General features: G+C 72.8%; 17 protein-coding genes and 1 tRNA gene. 9 read left to right on the plus strand and 9 right to left on the minus strand.

Translation table 11 applies throughout. The annotated features are described in order from the left end of the window. Positions 1 to 8: 8 nt before the first annotated feature. Positions 9 to 1,595, minus strand: a complete 1,587-nt coding sequence (locus KLP28_04410; GenBank protein QWC85981.1) for a hypothetical protein — start codon at positions 1,593 to 1,595, stop codon at positions 9 to 11. A 49-nt stretch (positions 1,596 to 1,644) separates the two neighbouring features. On the opposite strand from KLP28_04410, the gene KLP28_04415 reads away from it, so the two are divergent. Further along, a complete protein-coding gene (locus KLP28_04415; GenBank protein ID QWC85982.1) occupies positions 1,645 to 2,148 on the plus strand; it encodes a universal stress protein in 504 nt (167 codons plus the stop codon). A 20-nt stretch (positions 2,149 to 2,168) separates the two neighbouring features. Further along, complete coding sequence (treS, locus tag KLP28_04420; protein QWC85983.1) at positions 2,169 to 4,412, plus strand: maltose alpha-D-glucosyltransferase; 2,244 nt, start codon at positions 2,169 to 2,171, stop codon at positions 4,410 to 4,412. Between the two features lie 21 nt (positions 4,413 to 4,433). On the opposite strand, the gene KLP28_04425 is transcribed toward treS, so the two are convergent. Beyond that, complete coding sequence (locus tag KLP28_04425) at positions 4,434 to 5,138, minus strand: dihydrofolate reductase family protein (protein QWC85984.1); 705 nt, start codon at positions 5,136 to 5,138, stop codon at positions 4,434 to 4,436. Between the two features lie 79 nt (positions 5,139 to 5,217). Here KLP28_04425 and KLP28_04430 point away from each other — a divergent pair, with 79 nt between their 5' ends. After that, positions 5,218 to 5,703, plus strand: coding sequence for a PPOX class F420-dependent oxidoreductase (locus KLP28_04430; protein ID QWC85985.1), 486 nt, complete (start codon positions 5,218 to 5,220; stop codon positions 5,701 to 5,703). Here KLP28_04430 and KLP28_04435 read toward each other — a convergent pair. After that, the gene (locus KLP28_04435; protein QWC85986.1) at positions 5,645 to 6,862 is read right to left on the minus strand and encodes a GNAT family N-acetyltransferase; all 1,218 of its coding nucleotides are present in this window, start codon (positions 6,860 to 6,862) and stop codon (positions 5,645 to 5,647) included. The two genes, KLP28_04430 and KLP28_04435, sit on opposite strands and share 59 nt — an antisense overlap. Next, the gene (locus KLP28_04440; GenBank protein QWC85987.1) at positions 6,859 to 7,974 is read right to left on the minus strand and encodes a GNAT family N-acetyltransferase; all 1,116 of its coding nucleotides are present in this window, start codon (positions 7,972 to 7,974) and stop codon (positions 6,859 to 6,861) included. The genes KLP28_04435 and KLP28_04440 overlap by 4 nt, the downstream gene beginning before the upstream one ends. A 165-nt stretch (positions 7,975 to 8,139) precedes the next feature. Between KLP28_04440 and KLP28_04445 the strand changes: the two genes are divergently transcribed. Then, positions 8,140 to 9,228: a cellulase family glycosylhydrolase gene (locus KLP28_04445; GenBank protein QWC85988.1), complete on the plus strand. Its 1,089-nt coding sequence runs from the start codon at positions 8,140 to 8,142 to the stop codon at positions 9,226 to 9,228. 13 nt (positions 9,229 to 9,241) lie between these two features. Here KLP28_04445 and KLP28_04450 read toward each other — a convergent pair whose 3' ends face one another. The 3 genes from KLP28_04450 to KLP28_04460 form a co-directional block, all read right to left on the minus strand. Beyond that, positions 9,242 to 10,081, minus strand: a complete 840-nt coding sequence (locus KLP28_04450) for a hypothetical protein (protein QWC85989.1) — start codon at positions 10,079 to 10,081, stop codon at positions 9,242 to 9,244. Between the two features lie 44 nt (positions 10,082 to 10,125). Then, entirely contained in the window at positions 10,126 to 11,358 is a 1,233-nt protein-coding gene (locus KLP28_04455; protein QWC85990.1) for a GNAT family N-acetyltransferase, read from the minus strand. A 186-nt stretch (positions 11,359 to 11,544) separates the two neighbouring features. Continuing rightward, a tRNA-Tyr gene (locus KLP28_04460) sits at positions 11,545 to 11,627 on the minus strand. Between the two features lie 92 nt (positions 11,628 to 11,719). On the opposite strand from KLP28_04460, the gene KLP28_04465 reads away from it, so the two are divergent. Beyond that, complete coding sequence (locus KLP28_04465) at positions 11,720 to 12,211, plus strand: YajQ family cyclic di-GMP-binding protein (protein QWC85991.1); 492 nt, start codon at positions 11,720 to 11,722, stop codon at positions 12,209 to 12,211. A 360-nt stretch (positions 12,212 to 12,571) separates the two neighbouring features. Here the strand turns inward: KLP28_04465 and KLP28_04470 are convergent, their stop codons facing one another. Together KLP28_04470 and KLP28_04475 are read right to left on the minus strand one after the other, a co-directional pair. Next, on the minus strand, positions 12,572 to 14,926 hold the full coding sequence (locus KLP28_04470) for a hypothetical protein (GenBank protein ID QWC85992.1): 2,355 nt from the start codon (positions 14,924 to 14,926) through the stop codon (positions 12,572 to 12,574). A gap of 65 nt (positions 14,927 to 14,991) precedes the next feature. Continuing rightward, complete coding sequence (locus KLP28_04475) at positions 14,992 to 17,346, minus strand: alkaline phosphatase D family protein (protein ID QWC85993.1); 2,355 nt, start codon at positions 17,344 to 17,346, stop codon at positions 14,992 to 14,994. Between the two features lie 162 nt (positions 17,347 to 17,508). Here KLP28_04475 and KLP28_04480 point away from each other — a divergent pair, with 162 nt between their 5' ends. From KLP28_04480 to KLP28_04495, 4 genes are all read left to right on the plus strand, one after another. Beyond that, a complete protein-coding gene (locus tag KLP28_04480) occupies positions 17,509 to 18,627 on the plus strand; it encodes an amidohydrolase family protein (protein QWC85994.1) in 1,119 nt (372 codons plus the stop codon). A gap of 195 nt (positions 18,628 to 18,822) precedes the next feature. Further along, complete coding sequence (locus tag KLP28_04485) at positions 18,823 to 20,631, plus strand: 2-oxoacid:acceptor oxidoreductase subunit alpha (protein ID QWC86794.1); 1,809 nt, start codon at positions 18,823 to 18,825, stop codon at positions 20,629 to 20,631. Continuing rightward, positions 20,628 to 21,740: a 2-oxoacid:ferredoxin oxidoreductase subunit beta gene (locus KLP28_04490; protein ID QWC85995.1), complete on the plus strand. Its 1,113-nt coding sequence runs from the start codon at positions 20,628 to 20,630 to the stop codon at positions 21,738 to 21,740. The genes KLP28_04485 and KLP28_04490 overlap by 4 nt, the downstream gene beginning before the upstream one ends. Before the next feature lie 131 nt (positions 21,741 to 21,871). Continuing rightward, a complete protein-coding gene (locus KLP28_04495) occupies positions 21,872 to 24,070 on the plus strand; it encodes a PhoX family phosphatase (protein ID QWC85996.1) in 2,199 nt (732 codons plus the stop codon). Positions 24,071 to 24,113: the final 43 nt, after the last annotated feature.

Raw genomic sequence — 24,113 nt, forward strand, 5'->3', positions numbered from 1 at the left:
GGCCGATCCTAGTGCTCCGCGGCACCGACCTCGGCGGCGGCGTCCCTCGGCGGCTCCCCGCCGTCCACGGGCACCCACCACTCCACGACGGTGCCGCCGGGCTCCCCGTCGTATGCCCGCGACCCGCCTCCCAGGGCGCGCGCCCGGGCGGTCATGTTCGCCAGGCCCGAGCGCCGGTCGACCGTGGCGGGCAGGCCCACCCCGTCGTCGGTGACCCGCAGCACCACCCCGCGGCCCGTCGCCTCCAGCTCGACGACGACGGACCCCGCAGCCGCGTGACGCATCACGTTGGAGAGGCACTCGCGCAGCACCGCCGAGACCTGGTCGAGCACCTCACCGTGCGCCACGGTGTCGACCGGGCCCGAGGTGCGCACGACCGGGGTGAACCCGAGCAGCGGGATGTATTCGCGCACGATGCCGCGCACGGTGTCGCGCGCCTGGCTGCCGGGCGCCTGCTTGAGATCGAAGATCGTGCCGCGGATGTCGGTGATCGTGAGGTCGAGGTCGGTGATCGCCTCGTGCAGCCGGGTCCCGGAGAGCTCGTCGGTGAGGTGTCGCCCCAGGCCCTTGAGCCGCAGGCCGGTGGCGAAGAGCCGTTGGATCACCACGTCGTGGAGGTCACGGGCGATGCGGTCGCGGTCGCTGATCAGCATGAGCTCCTGCCGGTCGGCGACGGCCTGCGCACGGTCCAGGGCCAGGGCCGTCTGGTCGGCGAAGCTGCCCAACGCCTCGGTCTCGTCGGACCGGAGGCCGTCGCTGCGCTCGAGGAGGCACATCAGGACGCCCGAGAAGGACAGGTGGGCGTTGAGCGGCACGAGCACCATCAGCCGGTCGCGACCGTCGGGCACGAGCACCACGTCGGTCTCGGCCGTCGCCGCGAGCACCTGCGGGTCGACGCGGAAGAGCAGGTCCGGCACCGTGCGGGCCGCGGGCCCGGCGACCGCGAGGATGTCGGGCCTCCCGTGGCCCGACTCCTGCAGCACGGCCACGGCGCTCGCGCCGATCATGCGTACGGCCGCCTGAGCGACGTGGGCGAGTCCCTCGTCGACGCGGGTCGGGGGTGCGAGCACCTCGGCGATGCTCGCGGTCGCCTCGAGCGCGCGCAGACGTCGTTGCCGGCCGTCCTCGCGACGCACCTGGTCCACGCGCACCTCCGCCGCGCGGACGAGCACGTCGAGGTCGACGACGTCGGCGTCGACGAACGGACGGTCCGCGCCCCGCATCAGGTGGAGGCGTGCGACCACGTCGCCGCCGACGTGGATCGGGTGCAGCGCCCACGCCTTCCCGGCCGCGGCCCGCCGCCCGGTCCCGGCGACCAGGCAGGTCGGCGCCTCGTGCCGCGAGAGGCTCGCGTACGCCCGTCTCGCCCTCTCGACCGCCGCGTCCGCGGCCTCACCCGCCGGAAGGCCCGAGCCCGCCATCAGGTCGAACACCCGACCTCCGAGGCCGAACCTGCCGAGCACCGCGGCATCGGCGTCGAGGAGGGTTGCGGCGTGGTCGACGAGAACGTCCCACAGCTGCGCCTCCTCGACACAGCCGGCGATGTCGAGGGCGGCCTCGAGCAGCGCGGGCCGTGAGGCGGACGGCGATCTCACCCTGTCGACTCTACGGCGCTGCCACCCCGTGAGCAGGCAGGATGGCTCCGTGACAGACCGCACGACGCAGGACGAGGACCGCGACGCACAGAGTGATGTCGAGACCGACCACGGGCGCACCGGTCGCGTGGTGGTCGGGGCCGACGTCTCGGCGCTGGGCAGCGCGGCGCTGCTGTGGGCGATGCGCCGCGCGCGGCGCGGCGACGGCCACGTCATGGTGCTGGACTCCCGACCTCACGACGACACCTCCGACGCCGACGCGTCGGAGGCCGCCGACGCGGCGCGCAAGGGACAGCGGTGGGAGGTGCAGGCCTGGGCCTCGGAAGTCCTCATGGGGGTCGGCACGCGGGTCCCGGTGCTGGTCTCGACCACGGAGGGCCGCCTCGAGCTCGCCCTGGCCGGGGCCGGCAGCCGGGCCGACCTGGTCGTGTTCGGGGGCGAGGAGGACGGCTCCGGTCCGCTCGACCCGGCCGTGCTGCTGCGGTTCTGTCCGTGCCCCGTGGTCCGCGTCGACCGGCACCAGCAGGCCACCTGGCTGGGCGCGACCCGCTGAGGGCTCGGTAGCGTCGGCGCATGGCAGCCTCAGCGGACCACGACTCGCCGGTCGAGCCGAGCTTCTCCGACCACTTCTACCCCGCGCGCCCCCGTGCCCTGCGGCCACGGGCCCGGCTGCGCCCCGAGGGTGGTCCGCTGGCCGGCGAAGAGCACGACGGCGAGCCGACCGGGGCCAACCCGGCGTACGTCGCCTGGCTGCGCGAGCAGTCCATGCTGCGCGACGCCAGCCTGCTGGCCCGGCAGTTCACCGGACGCGGCTCGATGTGGCAGAACCCGTACGCCGAGCCCGACCCCGAGGCGGCGATCCGCAGCGCCTCGGTGTGGTTCACGGCCTACCCGATCTCGCTGGTGACGCCGTTCCGCACCTCGTTCCTGGCGACCCTCGCCGACCCGCACCTGTGGGCGGCCTTCGCACGCATCGGCATCGACGGACTCCACACCGGCCCGGTCAAGCGCGCCGGCGGGTTGGAGGGGTGGACCCCCACCCCGAGTGTCGACGGCCACTTCGACCGCATCTCCACCCAGATCGACGGCGCGTTCGGCAGCGAGGAGGAGTTCCGGGCCATGTGCGAGGTGGCTGCGCACCACGGCGGCACGATCATCGACGACATCGTGCCCGGTCACACGGGCAAGGGGCCCGACTTCCGGCTCGCCGAGATGGGCGTCGACGACTACCCCGGCATCTTCCACATGGTGCAGATCGACCCCGACGACTGGCACCTGCTGCCGGACGTGCCGCGGGGCCGGGACTCGGCGAACCTCGACGCCCCCACCGAGGCGGCGCTCGAGGAGGCCGGCTACATCATCGGGGCCCTGCAGCGCGTCATCTTCTTCGAGCCGGGGGTGAAGGACACCAACTGGTCCGCGACGCGTCCGGTGCTCGGCCCCGACGGCGAGGAACGCCGCTGGGTGTACCTGCACTACTTCAAGGCGGGGCAGCCCTCGATCAACTGGCTCGACCCGAGCTTCGCGGGCATGCGTCTGGTCATGGGCGACGCCCTGCACTCTCTCGGCGACCTCGGCACCGGCGCCCTGCGGCTCGACGCGAACGGCTTCCTCGGTGTCGAGAAGTCCTCGACCGTGGGCCAGGCCGCGTGGTCCGAGGGACACCCGCTGTCCGAGGCGGCCAACCACCTCATCGCCTCGATGGTCCGCAAGGTCGGCGGCTTCACCTTCCAGGAGCTCAACCTCACCATCGACGACATCCGCGAGACCGCCGCCGCCGGCGCGGACCTCTCCTACGACTTCGTGAACCGCCCCGCCTACCACCACGCCCTCGCGTGCGGCGACACCGAGTTCCTGCGGCTGACGCTGAACGCCTCGCTCGCCCACGGGGTCCGCCCCGTGCAGCTGGTGCACGCCCTGCAGAACCACGACGAGCTGACCTACGAGCTGGTGCACTTCGCGACGCTGCACCGGGACGCGGAGTTCACCTTCCGCGGCGCCACGTGGCGTGGCGAGGACCTGGCGGTGCAGGTGCGGGCCGACCTCACCGAACGTCTCACGGGGGACGCGGGCCCCTACAACGCCACCTTCACCACCAACGGCATCGCCTCCACCACCGCCACGGTCGTCGCCGCCGCCCTGGGCATCACCGACCTGGACTCCATCGACGACGAGGCCGTCGACCGCATCCGCCGCGCCCACCTGCTCCTGGCGATGTTCAACGCGCTCCAGCCGGGCGTCTTCGCGCTGTCCGGCTGGGACCTGTGCGGATCGCTGACCCTGCCGCGTGAGCAGGTCTCCCACCTGCTGGAGGACGGCGACACACGCTGGATCCACCGGTCGGCGTACGACCTCATGGGCTACGGCGGCGAGTTCAGTGCGGCGGGCATGCCGGCCGGCCGCGCCCTGTACGGCCCGCTCCCCGACCAGCTGGACGACCCCGCGTCGTTCGCGTCGCGACTGAGCCGGGTGCTGGCGGTGCGCGACGAGCACGACATCGCCCTGGCCGAGCAGCTCGACGTGCCCCCGGTCTCGCAGCGGGCGATGCTCGTGCTGGTGCACCGCCTGCCCGACGAGCGGCTGCAGGTGACGGTGCTGAACTTCTCCGAGGAGTACATCACCGGCTCGGTGCACTCCGAGCACCTGCCGGCCGGGGCCTCGCTGACCGACGCCTTCGACGGGGTCGACTACGGCGAGGTCGACGACCTCGGCACCTTCACCGCCGTGCTGGGTCCCTTCGGCGGGCTCTGTCTGCTGGTCGACCCGGTCGGTGACGCACTGCCGGTGGCGCCGCCGGCCACGGTGGCTCCCGCCTGAGGTCGGGCGGCCCGGCCCTGCTCAGAGCAGCCAGCGCGCCAGCAGGGTGCCGTTCTCCTCGAGGAGCAGCCCGAGCCGGAGGTCGACCGAGACGTCCGGGCCGCTGGCCATGCGGCTGTGCTCGCCGGCGACGACCTTCGGCGCGACCGACGCGCACACCTCGTCGAGCGCGCCTGCGTCGAGGGCGTCACCGAGCACGTGGGGGCCGCCCTCGACCAGCACGCGGTGCCAGCCGCGGTCGGTGAGCTCCGTACGCAACGTGCTTGCGTCGACGTCGTCCTCCCCGCACACGACGACGTGCTCCTCCCCGAGCTCGCGGCGGGCGTCGGCGAGGCCGTCGGAGGAGGCGACCGTCGCCATCAGCACGGCCCCCCGCTCGGCGCCCTGCAGGCTCTCGGGCACCTCGGCGGAGCGGGAGACGAGCACGATCGGCTTCTCGTTCACCGCGTACTCCTCCTCCCTCGCCGTGCCGGCGCCGACCACGATGACCTCGGCCCAGTCCCTCAGCACGCCGAAGACGCGACCGTCGGCGTCGGTGCGGATCGACACCGACAGGCCGTCCGCGCCGGTGATGGCCCCGTCGACGGAGGAGATGAAGTTCGAGCGCCACCAGGAGCCGTCGCCGTGGCGCGAGGTCTGCCTCTCCGTCGCGTACGCCGCAGCCACGGCCTCCTCGGTCAGGTCGGCGCCGGCGACGTCGGTGGTGGTGTTGAGCAGGACCTGCACGGAGGCTCCTCGGGACGGGAACGAGATCGGTGACGGGAGAGATCGGGTCGGGGAGACCGTGCCCCACTAGGGTCCTGCCATGCCCAGGACCATCGCGACCACCACCGACGTCGACCGGGAGTCGCTGCTCGACTTCGTGCGCCCCCGGCACAAGTTCGTGCTCATCACGCCGCGACGCGACGGCCGCACGCAGTCCTCACCCGTCACCGGTGGGGTCGACCCCGAGGGACGCCTCGTCGTCGCCTCCTACCCGCAGCGGGCCAAGGTGCGCAACGTGCGTCGGCACGGATCCGCCGCCGTGCTGGTTCTCTCCGACGACTTCGAGGACGCCTGGGTGCACGTCGACGGCCCGTGCGAGGTGCTCGACGCCGTCGGCGAGGACGGTCAGCCGGACGAGGCGGCGCTCGACGCGTTCGTCGACTACTTCCGGGCCGTGGCCGGCGAGCACGACGACTGGCAGGAGTACCGGCAGGCGATGGTCGCGCAGGGCAAGTCGCTGCTGCGGCTCACACCGGAGTCGTGGAGTCCGGTCGCGACGGGCGGATTCCCGCCGGAGCTCGCCTGACCCGTGCCGCGGCCTCCCCGAGCGCGTGGGCGGTGCGGGCGCGAGCGGCCAGCCAGCGCGGCAGACGACGGACGACCGACCGGCCGAGGGAACCCCTGGTGGAGACCGCGAGCGTCACCAGCTCACGCCGTCCCGAGGTCAAGGAGGTGCCGAGTCGGCTGTCGGCGTCGGTGCAGCTGTCGAGCACACGGACACCGTCCTCGAGCAGCGCGAAGCTCTCGACGGCCACGAGCCACCCCGGCGAGAACTCCGCGTACGCCTCGTCGTAGGTGGTCTTCCACCACGAGACCACGTCGCGGTCGCGCACCAGCGCGGCGACGGCCACCGGGCGCGAGCCGTCGTGCAGGGCCGGCAGATGCAGCACGCCGCGGTCCAGTGCCGCGAGGCACGCCTCGACGAAGAAGGCCGCCTCGGGCGGACGCACCGCCATCGCTCCGCCGTCCTCGCCCTTCCACCCGGCACGCTCGAGGGCGAGGAAGTGGGCCAGGTCGGCGCGTACGCGGGCACGGCGTGCGTCCGTGTCCTCGCCGGGGCGCCGGCGGGCGAGGTCCTCGACGACGAGCTGCGTGCCGACCTTCGCGTCGAGTCGGCGACGCTGCCGACGCAGCTCGCGACGGCGCTTGGAGGAGAGGTCGACGTGCAGCCTCTCGCCGTCGCGGGCGCTGGAGAGTCCGCGGTCGGTGCGGCGTACGACGACACCGTCCTGGCCGAGTCGATCGGCCACCGCCAGCACCTGCTCCGCGACGCCGGTGTCGACCTGCCGCATGACGAGCCAGCGGTCCCCGGCGGTCGCGACGAGCCCGAACAGCTCGGCCCAGTCCTCCTCCTCGGCGTCGGGGCTGATCAGGGGGGTGCCGAGGAACGCCTGCTCGTGCTCCCAGGTCGTGGCTCCGCGCACGGGGTGGTGCCACGGGCGGGTACGCAGCTGCAGCGGCACGAGGAGACGCCACCGCCCGCCCCGACTCACCACGGCCAGGCCGACCCGGTCGCGCGCGAGGTGGCGCAGGGCAGGGAGCAGCAGCTCGGGGGTGAGGAACACGTTGGGCACCTGGGCCCGCGCGGACAGCTCGCGCCACCGCCGCTGCGTCTCCGCGTCGTCCCGGGCACCGGGGTCGCAGGCGGTCAGCACCTCGGCGGGGGTCAGCAGCCGGGCGCTCATCGGCGTCCCAGTCGAGCGTCGAGCCGCAGCCGGAACTCGTGCCAGCGCGGGGCGGTGCGTACGGCGGCGTTGCCGGTCGCCGTGCCGAGACCGACCAGCAGCGTCGTGAGCGTACGGCTGTCCTCGGTGAGCTGTGCGGCGAGCTGGTGGCCCGGCACCGTGCACGTGTCGAGCACCGAGGCGCCGCTCTCGGCGAAGGCGGTCAGGCTGCGCACGGCGACCTGCACACCAGGCGTGCCGGAGGCGTACGCCTCGTCGTAGGCGATCTTCCACCAGTAGAAGGTGTGCGCGTCGTGCACGAGCAGCGCCATCGCCGCGATGGCGCCCTGCGGTCCCTGCACCGCCCAGGCCTGCAACGCCCCCCGCGCCGCGAGACCGTCGACCGACTCACGGAAGAACGTCGCCTCGTGGTGGTCGAGGGCCATCGCGCCGCCGTCGGGCGCCTTCCAGCCCGACGCCTCCAGGCTCAGGAAGGCCTCGGCCACTCGACCCGGGGTCCACCGGTCACCCACCAGCAGGTCGCGGACGACGGGCTCACCGCCGAGCTGGTCGCCCAGCCGGCGGAACCTGCGGCGCAGCTCGCGTCGCCGCTTGCCTGAGAGGACGCGGGTCACCGGGTCGGAGTCCTCGTGCCGTCGGGCCATGGCGCGCTCATGGGTGAGCACGCGACGGGCGAGGGCGCCGCGTCGTGCCGCGGCGCGCTGCAGCTGCGCGGCGTGGTCGGCGTGGAGGAGGTGGGCGACCCACCACCGGGAGCCGAGTCCGGCGACCGCGTCGAGCAGGACGTCCCAGTGCTCCGGGGCCGCCTCGGGGTGGGCCAGGGGCGACCCGAAGGGCATCTGTCGGTGCTCGAGGGTCTGCGCCGCCGCGACCGGATGGCGGTAGAAGGGACGCCGTGCCTCCACCGGCACCGCGAGCATCCAGCGGCCGGCGTCGTCGCGCACCACGACCAGGCGGGTCCCCGACGTCGCGAGGTGTCGCAGGGCGGGCAGCAGCAGGTCGGGCCCGTGGAAGACGTTGCCGATGCTCGAGGTCTCACTCAGCGACCGCCACGCCAGCAGGTGGTCCGCGCTCACGTCCTCGGCGCGGAGCAGGAGGCTGTCGGGACTCACGAGGCGACGCTCCTGGGAGGACTCGGGGGGCACACGGTCGTGCGGCGACCATTCTGGCGGCTGTCGTTGGCAGGCGCTGCAAGACTGGCCGCATCCTCCTCGAGGCCCCGGGGGCGGCACGCACCGGCGACCCCCACGGCCCTGTCCCACGGATCGGAGCAGCGAGTGAGACGGCTCACGGCCCTGCTCGGCGCGCTCGCCCTGCTCGTGGTCGGAGTGCTCGGCGTCCGCGCCCTCGCCTCCCCGACGACCGTGGCCGACGTCGGCTTCCCGCGCTGCGCGGGACCGATGGTCGGCGCGCAGGTCCACGCGATCTGGTCCGACGTGGACAGCGAGAGCCGCGCCGAGATCCTCGACGGGATGGTCGAGCTCGGGGTCCGCACGGTGCGCATCGACGTCTCCTGGGCACAGCTCGAGCCCGTGCAGTTCGAGTACGACCAGGAGGCCGTCGACCGGCTGCAGCGGGTCGTCGACCAGGTCACCGAGCGAGGTCTCGATCCGCTGGTGATGCTGTGGCTGACGCCGGGCTGGGCGAACAGCGACCGCGGCGAACGGGTGCCGCCCTCGGACCCGATCGCATACGGCCAGATCATGGCCTGGGCGGTGCAGCGATTCCCCGAGGTGCGCGACTGGCAGGTGTGGAACGAGCCGAACTCCGAGGACTTCCTCGTCGGGGCCGACCCGGTGGCGTACGCGGGTCTGCTCGAGGAGGCGTTCCACCAGGCGCACCGGGCCCGCGGTGACGTCCGCATCATCTTCGGTGGTACCTCCTACCAGGACACGAGCTGGATCGAGCAGGTGTACGCCGCGGGGGCCCACGGCCACTTCGACGTGATGTCGACCCACGCGTACCAGGCTGTCGGCGACGAGCCCCCTGAGCTCGAGGCGGCCTCCGGCGAGGACTCGCAGTACCGCCTGCGCGGTGTCGAGGCCGTGCGCGAGCTGATGGTCGCGAACGGCGACGCCCGGGTCCCGGTGTGGTTCACCGAGTTCGGGTGGAGCGCCTTCGACAGCCCCGAGGACGCCACCGGCACCGACCGCGGGGTGACCGAGGCGGAGCAGGCGGACTACCTCGTCCGAGCCCTGCGGCTGATGCGCGAGGAGTACCCGTACGTGGAGCGTGCCTACTGGTACAACGCCCGCGACCGTGACTCCGGCGACGAGCGCATCGATTCCTTCGGGCTGCTGCGCCGCGACCTCACGCCCAAGCCGGTCGCCGAGGCCCTCACGGACTACCTGCGCGGCTGCGGCTGAGGGCCGGTCCGTCTCAGCGCACCACGCGCTTCGCGCGCTGCGCCAGGCGGAAGGAGCCGAGCTTGAGCCGGTCGACGCCGTTGCGGGCACCGGGCTCCTTCGGTGACATGCCGGTGCGTCGCACGTAGGAGTTGATGCGGTGCAGCAGCGCCTCGTCGGTGAGACCCTGGGTGTTCCAGGTGACCGACAGCGAGATGGAGGGCGCGGGCCCGTTCTTCACGATGTGCGGGGTGTACGGCGGCACGAACACGCCGCGGCCCGGTGAGAGCGGGTGGTCGGTCCGCGTGGCGAGCGGGGCGTCGAGGTTGCGGTGGCCGCCGGCACGCAGGCGCTCCGCCTCGACCTGCCGGTCCTCCCGGTTGCGCCAGGTGCCGGTGGTCATCGTCTTCTCGCCCTGCACCTGGAGCAGCACGTTGTACTCCGGGTCGATGTGGGTCGGGGTGACCGAGCCGGGCGAGGACAGGAACACGAATCCCTCGCGGGAGATGGAGAGGTCCTCACCGGTGACCAGCGTCTCGATCTCGTCGAGGCACTCGTCGAGCAGGGCGGCGTAGCGCGGGTCCTGCTCGATGTTCTTCAGCACGGCCCAGGCGCCGTTCTCGGGGATCGTCATCACCAGGTCCCGGATCGGCATGTCGAGGCTGGGTGCGTTGCCGTCGGCGACCACGTCGGGCAGGTCACCGATGTTGTGCTCGACCGAGGACTCCGGCAGCGAGGCCGCGAGGTCCGCCAGGGCCTCCAGTGTCAGGAGCTCGTGGGAGGTCAGGTGGTGGTCGATCTCGTACGGCGACATGTCCGCGCCGGCGGCACGGAGCGCCTCCCGTGAGGTCTGGTCGAGCTGCAGCAGGGACATGTGGATCTCCTCGAGACGTAGGGACGGAGCTGGTCGTGGGGGTGTCAGGCCTGGTGCCGGCCCCGGGGCCGGTCGGGCCGGTGCGTCCTGATGGCAACGAGCGCCCGCCGCGCACGGTCACGCAGGCGCAGCCAGGGCACCAGCGTGCCGACGGACACGGTGCCGCGGGCAGGCCCGAGGCCGACGGCGACGGTGGCGATCCGTCGACGGTCCGGGTGCAGCCGTTCGGCCATGTCGTGCCCGGGCTTGGCGCAGGAGTCGAGCACGTCGGCGCCGGAGTCGTGGAAGCTGCTGAAGCAGTCCAGGGTCAGCTGCACGCCGGGCGAGTAGGCGGACCAGCGCTCGTCGTACGCGATCTTCCACGTCGACACCGTCGCTCCGCTGCGAACGTTGACGCCCATCGCGGCGGGACTCCCGTCCCCGACGCGAAGGCACAGCAGCTGCAGGTCACCGCGCGACGCCAGCGCGACGCAGGCCTCCTCGAAGAAGCGCGCCTGGTCGTCGTGGGAGGCCATGGCGCCGCCGTCGGCGCCCTTCCAGCCCTTCGCCTCCAGGTCGAGGAACTGGCGCGCGGCGTCGCGTACGTCATCCGCGCCCGCGCCCTCGGCGAGGTCGACGGTCTCCACGCCGTCGGCCTCGTCGCCGAGCCGGCGGCGGAGCCGACGCAGTTCCTTGCGGTTCTTGCCGGAGATCGTGAGGGTCGCGTAGTCGTTCGACTCCCGCCGTCGGGTGACGGCGCGTCGGTGGTCGTCGATGCGACGCGTGGGGAGACCCAGCCGCGCCGCCGCCTGCTCGAGCCGTCGGGCGCAGGACCCGTCGAGGTCGGTGGCGAGCCAGGCGGCCGCGCCGGTGCCCGCGACCGCCCGGACCAGGGCGGACCACTCGGCGTCGGTCGCGTCGGGCAGCACCAGGGGGGACCCGAGGAACGCCTGGCTGTGCTGCCAGGTCCCACGCATCCTCACCGGGTGACGCCACGGACGCGACGGACTCGCCAGGGGGACGGCCAGCACCCATCGACGTCCGTCCTCCTCCCCGTGGTCGTCGCGCTCGACGACGAGCAGCTCGACGCCGGCGGCGTCGTCGAGGAGCCGCCACGCCGGCAGGAGCATGTCGGGGCCGAAGAACACGTTCGTGCAGGAGGAGACGGCCGCCTCCTCCGCGAGGCGGCGCCACAGGCGATGCTCCCTCTCGCCGATCTCCTCGACGGTGAGCACCCGGGCCGCCACGCCCACGGGCGGTCCGACGGCGCTGACAGCGCCGACGAGCAGGTGGCTCACACGTGGCTCCTCGGTCCGGGTGACGCGGTGGCGTCCTGTCGTACGTTCCCAGATCAGGACGGTCTACGTCAGGAGACCGCGGGATGGGGGTTCGTACGGTCCGGTGTGCCCCGTGTTGTCCGCCCCGTGGCCCGGGGAGCCCGTGACCAGAAGAGCCCCGGGGAACTCGTCCCCGGGGCTCGTCGGTGGCAGGTGAAGGATTCGAACCTTCGAAGGCAAAAGCCGACGGATTTACAGTCCGCTCCCATTGGCCGCTCGGGCAACCTGCCAGGTCGCCACCCCGGCTTGTGGGCCGGCGCGACAGACAGGAAGGATAGCGCAGACCGATCTCCGCGCACGAACCCGGGAGGGACCTCCGCTCATGGCCGACTCGTCGTTCGACATCGTCAGCAAGATCGACCGTCAGGAGGTCGACAACGCCCTCTCCCAGGCCGCCAAGGAGGTCTCGCAGCGCTACGACTTCCGTGGCACGGGCGCCGAGATCAGCTGGTCGGGTGAGAAGGCGATCGAGATCAAGGCGAACGCCGAGGAGCGCGCCAAGGCCGTGCTCGAGGTCTTCAAGGAGAAGCTGGTCAAGCGTGGCCAGTCGCTGAAGATCCTCGACGACGGCGAGCCGCGTCAGTCCGGCAAGGAGACCCGCATCTCCATCGCACTGAAGGAGGGCATCACCACCGAGGACGCGAAGAAGATCGGCAAGCTCATCCGTGACGAGGGGCCCAAGGGCGTCAAGGCGCAGGTGCAGGGCGACGAGCTGCGCGTGAGCTCGAAGAAGCGCGACGACCTGCAGGCCGTGCAGGCGCTGGTGAAGCAGCAGGACTACGACTTCGCGGTGCAGTTCACCAACTACCGCTGAGGCTCTCGCCCACGAGTCCCGGTTCCAGGGGCGACCGACGTCGCCGCGGGTCCTCAGGTGACGTACGCACGGGATTCACCGGAGAGCCATCTAGAGGGCACCGCCCCGTCGCCTGACGCGCGCATGCTCGGCTCATGTCGATCACTCCCACGCCCCGCCCAGGGCGGCGGCTGCCGTACCACCATCGCCGCGTGCTCGCGGCGTCGATGACGCTCGGGTTCGCGGTCGGCCTGGTGGCCGGCGCACCTCGCTGACCCACGACGCCTGACGCCCGGCAGCTCACCCCCGGAACCGTCACTCCACCCCCTTCGCACCCGGGGTGGAGCACCCGCACCGGGGGTGGAGCACGGACAGGACCCTTCAGCGCAGTGACACCGTCGCCGGGAAGCCCGGGTAGGGCGAGGCGCCGGCTCGCGTCGGGTCGACGTCGTCGGGCCATGCGGCCACGGTCGCCTGCCGACCGGAGACGTCCACGTCGACGATGCCGTAGCCCTCGTTGAGGCGGCCGCGCTGGCCGTACACGCCGGTGCCGCCGTAGGCACGCTCGTACGCCGACCGCGTCGTGCTCGGCTGCACGATCGCGGCGACGCGGACGGCGTTGCCGAACGCGTCGGTCCACCGGTCGGGCAGCCGGCGTCGACCGCCCGGCTCGAACCACCGCTGGAACCCCGCCCCGACCGCGGGCGACGCGAACTGCCACGGGCCCCCGTCGGGGTGCAGGTGCTGCACCAGCGACCCCATGTGCTGGTCCCCCGCCACCATGAGCACGCCGTGGCCGGCGAGCACGTCGATGGCGCGGTCCCGCGCCGGGCGGGGCCACCCCCCGGAGTCCTTGTCGGGGTCGGGTCGCCCGTCGACCCCGGTCTGCACGCACGCGTACACGGTCTGGCTCAGCATCACCTTGGGCCGCGACGAACCGCTCACCCACTGCGCGAGGAAGCGCTCCTGCGCCGCACCGAGCATGTCCAGCTGGGTGTCGGGGCGCGGGTCGCTCGGGGCCGACTTGAAGGTGCGGTCCTCCACGATCGCGAGGTCGACGCCGCCGTAGGTGAACGAGGCGTAGTACGGCCGCACCCCGTCGCCGACGGGTGTGTCGTCGGCCGGGGGAGGGTTGTGCCCGCACTGCATCTGCGTCAGCGCGTTGACCCAGTCGATGCTGCGGGTGAAGCCGCCGGACGCCGGCCCCCGCGGCGCGCGTACGCCACCTGCTCCCCACAGGTTCGGCTGGTAGACGTCGTGGTCGTCGACCAGCACCACCGTGGGGATGCGGCGGGTCAGCTCCCCGAACGCCTGGCACCACAGCAGGTAGCGGCCCATCACGTCGAGCAGGTCCGCGTCCTCCGGCTCGGCACCGGCCGGGGTGTCCTCGTAGAACTGGTCGCCGTGCGCGACGAGCAGGTCGGGCCGCTGGACGGCCAGCCCCGCGACCGTGCCGGCGAAGGGGAACCAGAGGTTCTGCGGGGAGTACAGACCGATCCGGCGCTCGCCGGGCAGGCGCGGACGCACACCGAGGATGCCGCGGGTGGCGAGGTCGACCAGCCGGAACGTCGCCCGGGCGCACGAGATGCTGCCGAGCCGCAGCGACCCGCGGGGCTCGGCGGGCACCGTGCCCTCGTACGAGGCACCGGGGGTGCCCTCGTAGCCGGTCGCCACGACCCGGAAGTCGGTCGCGGACGCGCTCGGCCACACCACGTCGAAGCGCGCACAGAAGCCGGGCTCGACCGGGCTGGTCGCGACGGGCAGCCAGCCGCCGAGCGCGCGGCGCTCGAGGCGCACGGGACCCGCGTGGTCGGGGTCGACGGGCGTCAGCTGGGCGGTGAGCCGCAGCCGCCCGGAGGTGCGTGTGAAGAGCGTCGACACGATCGGACCGACGCCGCGGTCGGGGTGCCGTGCGACACCACGTCCCCGGGCGGTGAAGTCGCTGAACCAGTGCCTGGCGCCGGACCCGTCGAGCTCGCTGGAGACGAGGCCGAGCCCGCCGCGCACCGCTCCCCGGGGCACGGTGGTGGTCAGCCGGGAGAGGACCCTCCCGCCGGCGGCGTCGCGCGCGGTGATCACCAGGCGTACGCGCCGCGCGCCCGTGGGCAGCACCTGCACCTGCAGACGCACCCGCTCCCCCGTACGCCGCGACCGTCCCGCGGTGCCGGTGGCGAGCACGGGATAGCTCAGCGGGTCCACGGCCCCGCGCCCACGCCGGCGGTCGGTGGCCTCGCGACGGTGGTCGCGCAGGCGTACGCGCCCGTCGGCCTCGTACGTCGCGAACAGCCCCCCGCCCGTGCCCGACGCGGGACCCACGAGCGCGCGGGCGCGGGGATCGAGCCCCCGCGTGCCGGTGCCGAGGAGCAGCCCGGAGAACCCGCGGCCGCGCTGCAGGGTGCCGGTGACCACCGAGACGGTCGCCCGGCCCCCGGTGAGGTCTTCGGTGAGCCGGTTCACCACGCGGCCGGTCCGCCGGCGGGCGGGTGCGTGCTGCTCGATCCGCCCGTCGACGGCGAGCCAGTCACCGGGGCGCACCGACCACCAGGACCGGCCGAGCCAGACCATCGGCGGGGTGCTCCCGGCAGCCGCAGCGGCGGGGCTCCGCAGCCCAGCCTGCGCGAGCGGGCTCAGCGTCGTGCCGGCGAGGGCGGCACCGGAGGCGGCGAGCAGCCGCCGCCGACCGAGCAAGTACTGCCACCAGACGGCGGGGTCCCGCGGGGGCGCAGTCGTCGTCACGGGGCCAGGGTAGGCAACGGATCGGCGGCGTACGCCGTTCTTGCGGGGTCCACGCCGAGGGGACGTCACGCGTCGGGCTCAGCGGGCTCCTCGAGCGACACCGTGATCGGGAAGCCCGGGTAGGGACTGCCAGACCTCGCCCCGCGAGCCGGCGGCCAGATGGCGAGCTCGGCGCGCTGGGACGTCGGGTCGATCCGGACGACGCCGTAGCCCCGACGCTGGAATCGCTGCTGCCCGTAGGCGCCGGCCAGGCCCGGGAAGGCCTGCGCGTACTCCCGGCGGGTGATGACGGGTTGGACGACCGCGAGGACCCGGACGCGGTTGCCGAAGGCGTCGGTCCAGGGCCCGGTGACGTCGTCCTGGTCGCCACGCGGCTCGAACCAGCGCTGGAACGTGGTGGCGACCGCGGGTGCCGCGAACTGGTAGGGCCCTCCCGCAGGGTGCTGGTGACGAAGCACCGCGCCGCTGTGCTGGTCCCCGGCGACCATGAGCACCCGGCGACCCGCGAGCGAGTCGATGACGCGGTCTCGCGCGGGCTTGGGCCAGCCGTTGGCGTCCTGGTCGGGCACCGGCTCGGAGAACGCGTCGGTGTTCAGGGCGACGAAGCTGGTCTGGCTGAGCACCACCTTCGGCCGCCCCGAGTCATCGGCTGCCCACCGCGCGAGCATCTGCTCCTGGTCGGCACCGAGCTGCGGCAGCTCGACCTCGGGTCGCGGGTCGCGCGGGCTCGCCTTGAACTTGCGGTCCTCGAGCAGCGCGAAGTCGACTCCGCCGTAGGTGAAGGTCGTGTAGTACGTCCGCAGCCCGTCCCCGACGGTGCGTCGTCGGTACGGCACCGGGTTGTGCCCGCACTGCATGGTCTGGAGCCGATTCACCCACGACGTGCTGCGGATGTAGCCGCCGTCCGCGTGGTCCTCGACGCGTACGCCCCCGGCTCCCCACAGATTGGGCTGGTAGACGTCGTGGTCATCGACCAGGACGACCGTGGGCGTGCGTCGTGTGACGTCGCGAAAGGCCCAGCACCACAGCAGGTAGCGACCCAGGATGTCGAAGAGCTGCCCGTCCTCACGCTGGTAGCGGGTCGGTGAGCTCTCGTAGTACTGGTCGCCGTGGGCGACGACCAGGTCCGGTCGCAGCAGCACGAGCGGGTCCGCCACGTCGTCGAACGGGAACCACACGTTGCGCCGCGAGTAGAGACCGAGGAACTGCTCGCCGGGACGGGTGGGAGCACCACTGCTGGGGCCGTCGACGGGGCGGTGCGTCGCCTTGGCGCACGACATGCTGCCGATCACCACGTCGCGGCCGACGGGCTCGGCGGGCACCACCCCGTACAGCGGCCTCGCGGGGTAGGAGCTCAACCGCAGCCGGAAGATCGAATCCGCGCTGCTGCCCCACCCCGGCACGTCGAAGCGAGCGATGAACGCCGGGAGCACCGGGCTCGTGGCGACCTTCTGCCACGTGTCGCCGACCTTGCGCTCCAGCGTGACGACGCCCGAGCGTGACGGATCGACCGGCATCAGCTGAGCGGTCATGCGCAGCCTGCCGCCCACGCAGGTGAACAGGGTGCTCACGAGAGGTCCGAGCCTGCGGCGGGCGTCGACGTCGACGCCGGGGCCCTGCGCCCTGAAGTCCTCGAACCAGTGCCGCGCCCCTGAGCGCGACCGGTCGGAGGAGACGAGCGCGACGCCGCCGAGCACGCGGCGCCTCGGCACCACCGTCCGCAGGACGCTCAGCACCCTGTCGCGCCGTACGTCCCGGGCCGTCACCACCAGCCGGCGACGTCCGCCGCCGGCCCGGCGTATGCGCACCAGGAGCTCGACGTCCTCCGCACGGGATCGGCGGTGGCGCACCCGACGGTTCCCGGTCGCAAGCACCTCGTACGCGAACTGAGCCCGCTCGTCGGTGTGGTCGCGCAGGCGCACCCGGCCGTCCGACTCGTAGGTGGCCATGAGGCCGCCGCCGACGCCGGACGCGCTGCCGAGCACGGCACGTGCCCGGGTGTCCTCACCGCGGACGCCGGTGCCGAGGACGATGCCGGAGAACCCGGCACCCGTGCGCGCCGTCCCCGTGCGCACACGCAGCACGGCGGGGCCGCCGGTCAGCTCCGCGCTGAGGTTGCTCGCGATGCGTCCGCGACGGTCCGCCGCCGGCGCCACGTTCTCGATGCGGCCTCCGCGGGCCACCCAGTCACCCGGTCGGTTGGTCCACCAGTCCGGTCCCAGCCAGTGCTGCGTGACCGGGCCTCCGACCGCGCCGGCCGCCGACGGAGCGAACGTCGCGGCGGCACCGCGTGCGTACACGGGTCGGGACGAGCCGTCGACGAGAGGCACGAAGGTCGTCAGACCCACTGCCGTCAGACCACGCACGACCGCGCGCCGCCCGAGAGGCAGCGAGGCGGCCGCTGCTCCACGCTCCGACATGTCACCTCACGCTCGACGGGCGGTCCGAGGACCTGATCGACGCCGGTACCGTACAGCAGCTCGCCACGTATGCGGCGTTCGTCCGCTATGTCGGAGCGTGGCTGCCGGGCCGATCGGTCGTGTCGGGCGGTTCCGGCAGCGCCGGCCGGGCAGGCTGGCGGGATGCGGTTCCCAGCTCACGTGATCGACCCGCACATCCACCAGTGGGACCCCTTCACCACGCCCCGGGTGGTCTCGAAGGAGGCGCGGCTGCTGCGGCCGCTGCCCCGGGTGCCGCGCGCAGCGCGGTGGCTGCTGCCCCTCGCCGACCGCGAGTTCGCGGGAGACCCGCACCACCTGCTGCGCCCCTACCTGCCGGCCGACTACCTCTCCGACACCCGCGGAACAGGTCGCGGGGGCGACAGCGCCGGTGCGGTGCCGGTGGGGACGGTCGTGCACGTCGAGGCCTCCTGGGACGCGGCCGGACCCTTCGAGACCGTCGAGGAGACCCGCTGGGTCGCGAGTCTCCCGTGGGAGCGCGACGGGGCGCCCAGGCTCGGCGGCATCGTCGTCGCGGTCGACCCCCGCAGCGAGGAGGCGGGCGCGGTCCTCGACGCGCACCTCGATGCCTCTCCTCTCGTCCGCGGAGTGCGCTTCAAGACCACCCACCACCCCGACCCCGGCGTCCGTGACTTCACCGACACCGCCGGTCTGCTCGCGGACCCGACGCTGCGCGACGGCTTCGCTGCCGTCGCCGAGCGCGGCCTCTCCAGCGAGCTGTGGTGCTATGCCCACCAGCTGCCCGACGCGCTGCCGCTCGTCGACGCCTATCCCGAGACGACCTTCGTGCTGGACCACCACGGCACGCCGGCGGGCGTGCTCGGACCGGTCGGTGCCGGGACCGGACGCGACGCCCGACGGCGTCGCGGGCTGCTCGAGCGCTGGCGCGACGCCGTCGCCGCCCTCGGCGCCCGCCCCAACGTCGTCGCGAAGCAGTCCGGGCTCGGCATGGGCGCGCTCGGCTCCCCGACCGGCGAGGTGGCTCGTCCCCGCACGGTCGGCTCCGCGGCGTACGATGCCCTGCTCGAGGCCGCCGCACCGCTGGTGCGGCACACGCACGACGTCTTCGGCTCCGACCGCACCATGTGGGCCTCGAACTTCCCGGTGGACAAGCCGCGGATGACGCTCCCCGCGACCGTACGGATCGTGCTCGACGCGCTCGGTGCGGACGCCGACCCCCAGGCGCTGCTGCACGATGTCGCGGTGCGCGTCTACCGCCTCGACACCGGTCCGCCCGACTGAGATGGGCGACAGGTCGCCGTGGCGTGTCACGTCTCACGCCGCCGGGGCCGTCCACGGGCTGAGCAGCCTGGGGTGACCCCCTCCGGCCGCACTATCGTTGAGCAGGTGACGACGCAGGAGAAGACCGACCCCACGGCGGAGGTCCAGCAGCTCGACCGGGTCATCATCCGGTTCGCCGGCGACTCCGGCGACGGCATGCAGCTGACCGGCGACCGCTTCACCCAGGAGACCGCGAGCTTCGGCAACGACCTGTCGACGCTGCCGAACTTCCCGGCCGAGATCCGCGCACCGCAGGGCACGATGGCGGGCGTCTCGAGCTTCCAGGTGCACTTCGCCGACCACGACATCCTCACCCCCGGCGACCGCCCCGACGTGCTCGTCGCGATGAACCCGGCGGCGCTCAAGGCCAACGTCGGCGACCTGCCGGCCGGCGGCACGCTCATCGTGGACACCGCCGACTTCACCTCGCGCAACCTGACGAAGGCCGGGTACGAGCAGAACCCGCTCGAGGACGGCTCGCTGGCCGATTTCGCCGTCCACGAGGTCGACCTGACCGGCATGACGGTGGGAGCGGTGAAGGAGTTCGGGCTGTCCCGCAAGGACGCCTCGCGGGCCAAGAACATGTTCGCGCTGGGCCTGCTGTCGTGGATGTACGGCCGCCCCACCGAGGGCACCGAGGGCTTCCTCGAGCGCAAGTTCGCGGGCAAGCCCGACATCCGCGACGCCAACCTCACCGCGTTCCGCGCCGGCTGGGCGTTCGGTGAGACCACCGAGGCGTTCGCCGTGCGCTACGAGGTCAAGCCCGCCCAGATCGCCCCCGGCACCTACCGCAACGTCACCGGCAACACAGCGCTGGCGTACGGGCTGGTCGCGGGGGCCGTACAGGCGGGCCTGCCGCTGTTCCTCGGCACCTACCCGATCACCCCGGCCTCCGACATCCTCCACGAGCTCAGCAAGCACAAGAGCCTGGGCGTCACGACGTTCCAGGCCGAGGACGAGATCGCCGGCGTCGGCGCCGCGCTCGGTGCGTCCTACGGCGGTGCGCTGGGCGTGACCTCCACCTCCGGCCCCGGTGTCGCCCTCAAGGCCGAGACCATCGGCCTCGCGGTGATGACCGAGCTGCCGCTGGTCATCGTCGACGTGCAGCGCGGCGGGCCCTCGACGGGTCTGCCCACCAAGACCGAGCAGGCCGACCTGCTGCAGGCGATGTTCGGCCGCAACGGCGAGTCGCCGCTGCCGGTGGTGGCGCCGAAGTCGCCGGCGGACTGCTTCGACGCCGCGATCGAGGCCTGCCGCCTCGCGATCACCTACCGCACGCCGGTGATGCTGCTCTCCGACGGATACCTCGCCAACGGCTCGGAGCCGTGGTCGCTGCCCGACGCCGAGGACCTGCCCGTCATCGACCCGGCGTACGCGACCGAGCCGAACCACGAGAAGACCGTCAAGGGCGAGACGGTGCCGGACTTCTGGCCCTACCTGCGCGACCCCGAGACGTTGGCCCGGCCGCTCGCGGTGCCGGGCACCGCGGGTCTCGAGCACCGCATCGGCGGCCTGGAGAAGGGCGAGGGCCACGGCAACATCTCCTACGACCCGGCCAACCACGAGCTGATGGTGCGTACGCGTGCCGCCAAGGTCGCCGGCATCGCCAAGGGTCTGCCGCCGCTGGAGGTCGACGACCCCTCGGGCGAGGCACGCACGCTGGTGATCGGCTGGGGCTCGACGTACGGCCCGATCGGTGCCGCCGTACGCCGGGTGCGACGCCGTGGCCACCACGTGGCCCAAGTGCACCTGCGCCACGTCAACCCGTTCCCCGCCGACCTCGGCGACATCCTGCGCCGCTACGACACCGTGCTCGTGCCCGAGATGAACCTCGGTCAGCTGCGCATGCTGCTGCGCGCGGAGTACCTCGTCGACGCCATCGGCTTCAACCAGGTCAACGGCATGCCGATCAAGGCCGCCGACCTCGAGACCGCGATCCTCGACCTCCTGAAGGACGCCTCATGACCATCGACATCGGACTGCCCACCGTCGGCCCCTCCGGCACCGCCGGGGTGCCGGCCCGCGCCGAGGAGCAGGTGCTCACCGGCAAGGACTTCACCTCCGACCAGGAGGTGCGCTGGTGCCCCGGGTGCGGCGACTACGCCGTGCTGAAGGCCGTGCAGGGCTTCCTGCCCGACCTGGGTCTGCGCCGCGAGAACATCGTGTTCGTCTCGGGCATCGGCTGCTCGAGCCGCTTCCCGTACTACCTCGACACGTACGGGATGCACTCCATCCACGGCCGCGCCCCCGCCATCGCGACCGGGCTCGCCACCGCGCGGGAGGACCTGTCGGTCTGGGTCGTCACCGGTGACGGCGACGCGCTGTCGATCGGCGGCAACCACCTGATCCACACGTTGCGCCGCAACGTGAACATGACGATCCTCCTGTTCAACAACCGCATCTACGGTCTGACCAAGGGGCAGTACTCCCCGACCTCGGAGCCCGGCAAGGTCACCAAGTCCACCCCGATGGGGTCGGTCGACCAGCCGTTCAACCCGGTCTCGCTCGCGCTGGGCGCGGAGGCGACCTTCGTGGCGCGTACGGTCGACTCGGACCGCAAGCACCTGACCTCGGTGCTCTCCGCCGCCGCCGCGCACCGCGGCACCTCGCTGGTCGAGATCTACCAGAACTGCCCGATCTTCAACGACAACGCCTTCGACGCGATCACCAACCGCGACACCAGGGCCGAGGCCGTCATCCCGCTCGAGCACGGACAGCCGATCCGCTTCGGCACCCCCGGCGAGGACGGGGCCGGCCGGCTCGGCGTCCGCCGCACCGCCGACGGCGGGGTGGAGGTCGTCGAGGTGGCGGACGTCGGTGAGGACGCGCTGCTGGTGCACGACGCGCACGACGAGGACCCGACCACGGCGTACGCGCTCTCCCGCCTGACCGACGCCGGGGTGCTGCACCGCAGCCCGATCGGCATCTTCCGCCAGGTCGAGCGGGGCACCTACGACGACCAGGCGCGCGAGCAGGTGCAGGTCGCCTCCGCCGGGACGGGACTGGACAGCGCCGAGCGCAAGCAGGCGCTCATGGGCCTGGTGCACGGCAGCGACACCTGGACGGTCGTCTGACCGCGAGAGGTCACTCCCCGCGAGAGGTCACTCCCCGCGAGAGGTCACTTCTCGCGAGAGGGATGGACCGCGGCGTCTGCTCATCCGGTGTTCACCTGGTGAAGGCGCGCAGGACACCGTCGCGGTCTGGGATGGCGGAGTCGTCAGTCTCCGTCCGGAAGGTCCGCCCCGTGTCCCCTCGTACGCTCCTCCCGCTCACCCCCATCGGTGCCCGAGCACCACGCCACGGCTCCCGCTCGCACATGACGTGCGAGTTCCGCTGCGGCAACGCCTGTGACAAGCCCGTCCCCAACACCTCCGACAACCTCGAGTTCCGCGACGTGGCGGCGGCGGCGCTGGCCCGCCGCTCGGTGTTGAAGGGTGCCGGGGCCGGCCTCGGCGTGCTGGCGGTCGCCGGGGTCAACGCAGCACCCGCCGCCGCCGCGCCGGGCTCGGGCGGTCCCGGCGGGAAGGGCAGGGGCAAGCCCGGCAAGGGCAGGAAGCCCCGCGGCCGGGGCGTCGCCACCGCGTCGTTCGCGGTCGTGCCGCCGAACACCAACGACAAGGTCACGGTCCCGAAGGGCTACACCGCCGACGTGGTCATCTCCTGGGGCGACCCCGTGTTGCCCGACGCCCCCCGTTTCGACGTGGACGACCAGTCGGGCGAGGCCGCTGCGAAGCAGTTCGGCTACAACAACGACTACGTCGGCGTCTTCCCCCTCGAGGACTCCCGGGGTCGTGGGGGCAGGGGCGGCAAGGGACGCAAGCGCCGCCGCGGCGGCAAGCCTGCGCGGACCGGCAACGACGCGCTCCTCGTGGTCAACCACGAGTACACCAACGACGTCATCATGTTCCCCGAGGGCCGCTACAGCACCGCGGAGATCGCCGAGATCACCAAGGCCAGCGTGGGCATGGCCGTCGTCGAGATGAAGCGGGCCGGTGACAGCGGCAGGTACCGCACGCGCAACCACCGTGCCGCGCGCCTGAACCGCCGCATCACCGCCGACACCCCCTTCCGGGTCACCGGGCCTGCGGCGGGCGACCCGCGGCTGCGCACGTCCGCGGACCCGTCGGGACGCCGCGTCCTCGGCACCTTCGCCAACTGCGCCGGCGGCATGACCCCGTGGGGCACGGTGCTCTCGGGCGAGGAGAACTTCAACGGCTACTTCGACGCCTCGGGCGAGCTCGACAGCCGGTACGCGGAGTCCTACGGCCGCTACGGCATCGACGGCAGCGGTCGCGGCTGGAGCGAGGTCGACGACCGGTTCGACCTCACCACGGAGCCGAACGAGCCGTTCCGGTTCGGGTGGGTCGTCGAGCTCGACCCGATGGACCCGACCTCGACACCGCGGAAGCACTCGATGCTCGGTCGCTTCAAGCACGAGGGAGCCAATGTCACCGTCGCTCGCGACGGTCGCGTCGTGGCGTACATGGGCGACGACGAGCGCGGTGACTACATCTACCGCTTCGTGTCCCGCGACCGCTTCGACTCCCGGCCCGGGAAGGCCGCACGCCGCCGCAACCTCACCCTGCTCAGCCACGGCACCCTCTCCGTCGCGCGCTTCGACGGCGACGGCACCGAGGACGGCGTGTACGACGGCGCCGGCGAGTGGCTTCCGCTGACCAGCGACACCACGTCCTTCGTGCCCGGCATGAGCGTCGCCGACGTCCTCATCGACACCCGGCTGGCAGCCGACACCGTCGGCCCGACCAAGATGGACCGTCCCGAGGACATCGAGCCCAGCCCGGTGAACGGGAGGGTCTACTGCGCCCTGACCAACAACTCCCAGCGCGGGTCCCGCTTCGAGGTCGACGAGGCGAACCCGTTGGCGACGAGCTCGGTGCGTGACGAGCTCGGCGCTCCGCTGCGGGAGACGACGGGCAACCGCAACGGGTACGTCCTGGAGATCACCCCGCGCCGCGGCGACGACACCGCCGACACCTTCACCTGGGACCTGATGCTCGTCTGTGGCGACCCGGGCGCCCAGGAGACCTACTTCGCCGGGTTCCCGAAGCAGCTCGTCAGCCCGATCTCCTGCCCCGACAACGTCGCCTTCGACGATGTCGGCAACCTGTGGGTCGCGACCGACGGCAACGTGCTCGGCTCGCACGACGGGCTGTTCCGCGTGCCGGTCGAGGGGCCGAAGCGGGGCCACGTGGAGCAGTTCCTGACGGTGCCCACGGGCGCGGAGTGCTGCGGTCCTCTCATCACCGACAACGGAGCCGCGGTCTGGATCGCCGTCCAGCACCCCGGTGAGTCCGACGGTGCGACCTTCACGGCGCCGGCCTCGACCTGGCCCGGGACGACGGACTTCCCGCGCCCCTCGGTGGTCGTCACCCACCGTTCCTGACCCGCCGAGAGGGCACAGAATCACGCCGTGAGCGTGATTTTGT

This window comes from Nocardioidaceae bacterium, assembly GCA_018672315.1.
Taxonomy (GTDB): Bacteria; Actinomycetota; Actinomycetes; order Propionibacteriales; family Nocardioidaceae; genus TYQ2.

Bases quoted from the DNA above. Each gene is read 5' to 3' on its own strand.
- treS (QWC85983.1), top strand. From the start codon at position 2,169: ATGGCAGCCTCAGCGGACCACGACTCGCCGGTCGAGCCGAGCTTCTCC.
- KLP28_04430 (QWC85985.1), top strand. From the start codon at position 5,218: ATGCCCAGGACCATCGCGACCACCACCGACGTCGACCGGGAGTCGCTG.
- KLP28_04435 (QWC85986.1), bottom strand. From the start codon at position 6,862: ATGAGCGCCCGGCTGCTGACCCCCGCCGAGGTGCTGACCGCCTGCGAC.
- KLP28_04450 (QWC85989.1), bottom strand. From the start codon at position 10,081: ATGTCCCTGCTGCAGCTCGACCAGACCTCACGGGAGGCGCTCCGTGCC.
- KLP28_04465 (QWC85991.1), top strand. From the start codon at position 11,720: ATGGCCGACTCGTCGTTCGACATCGTCAGCAAGATCGACCGTCAGGAG.
- KLP28_04475 (QWC85993.1), bottom strand. From the start codon at position 17,346: ATGTCGGAGCGTGGAGCAGCGGCCGCCTCGCTGCCTCTCGGGCGGCGC.
- KLP28_04480 (QWC85994.1), top strand. From the start codon at position 17,509: ATGCGGTTCCCAGCTCACGTGATCGACCCGCACATCCACCAGTGGGAC.
- KLP28_04485 (QWC86794.1), top strand. From the start codon at position 18,823: ATGCAGCTGACCGGCGACCGCTTCACCCAGGAGACCGCGAGCTTCGGC.
- KLP28_04490 (QWC85995.1), top strand. From the start codon at position 20,628: ATGACCATCGACATCGGACTGCCCACCGTCGGCCCCTCCGGCACCGCC.
- KLP28_04495 (QWC85996.1), top strand. From the start codon at position 21,872: ATGGCGGAGTCGTCAGTCTCCGTCCGGAAGGTCCGCCCCGTGTCCCCT.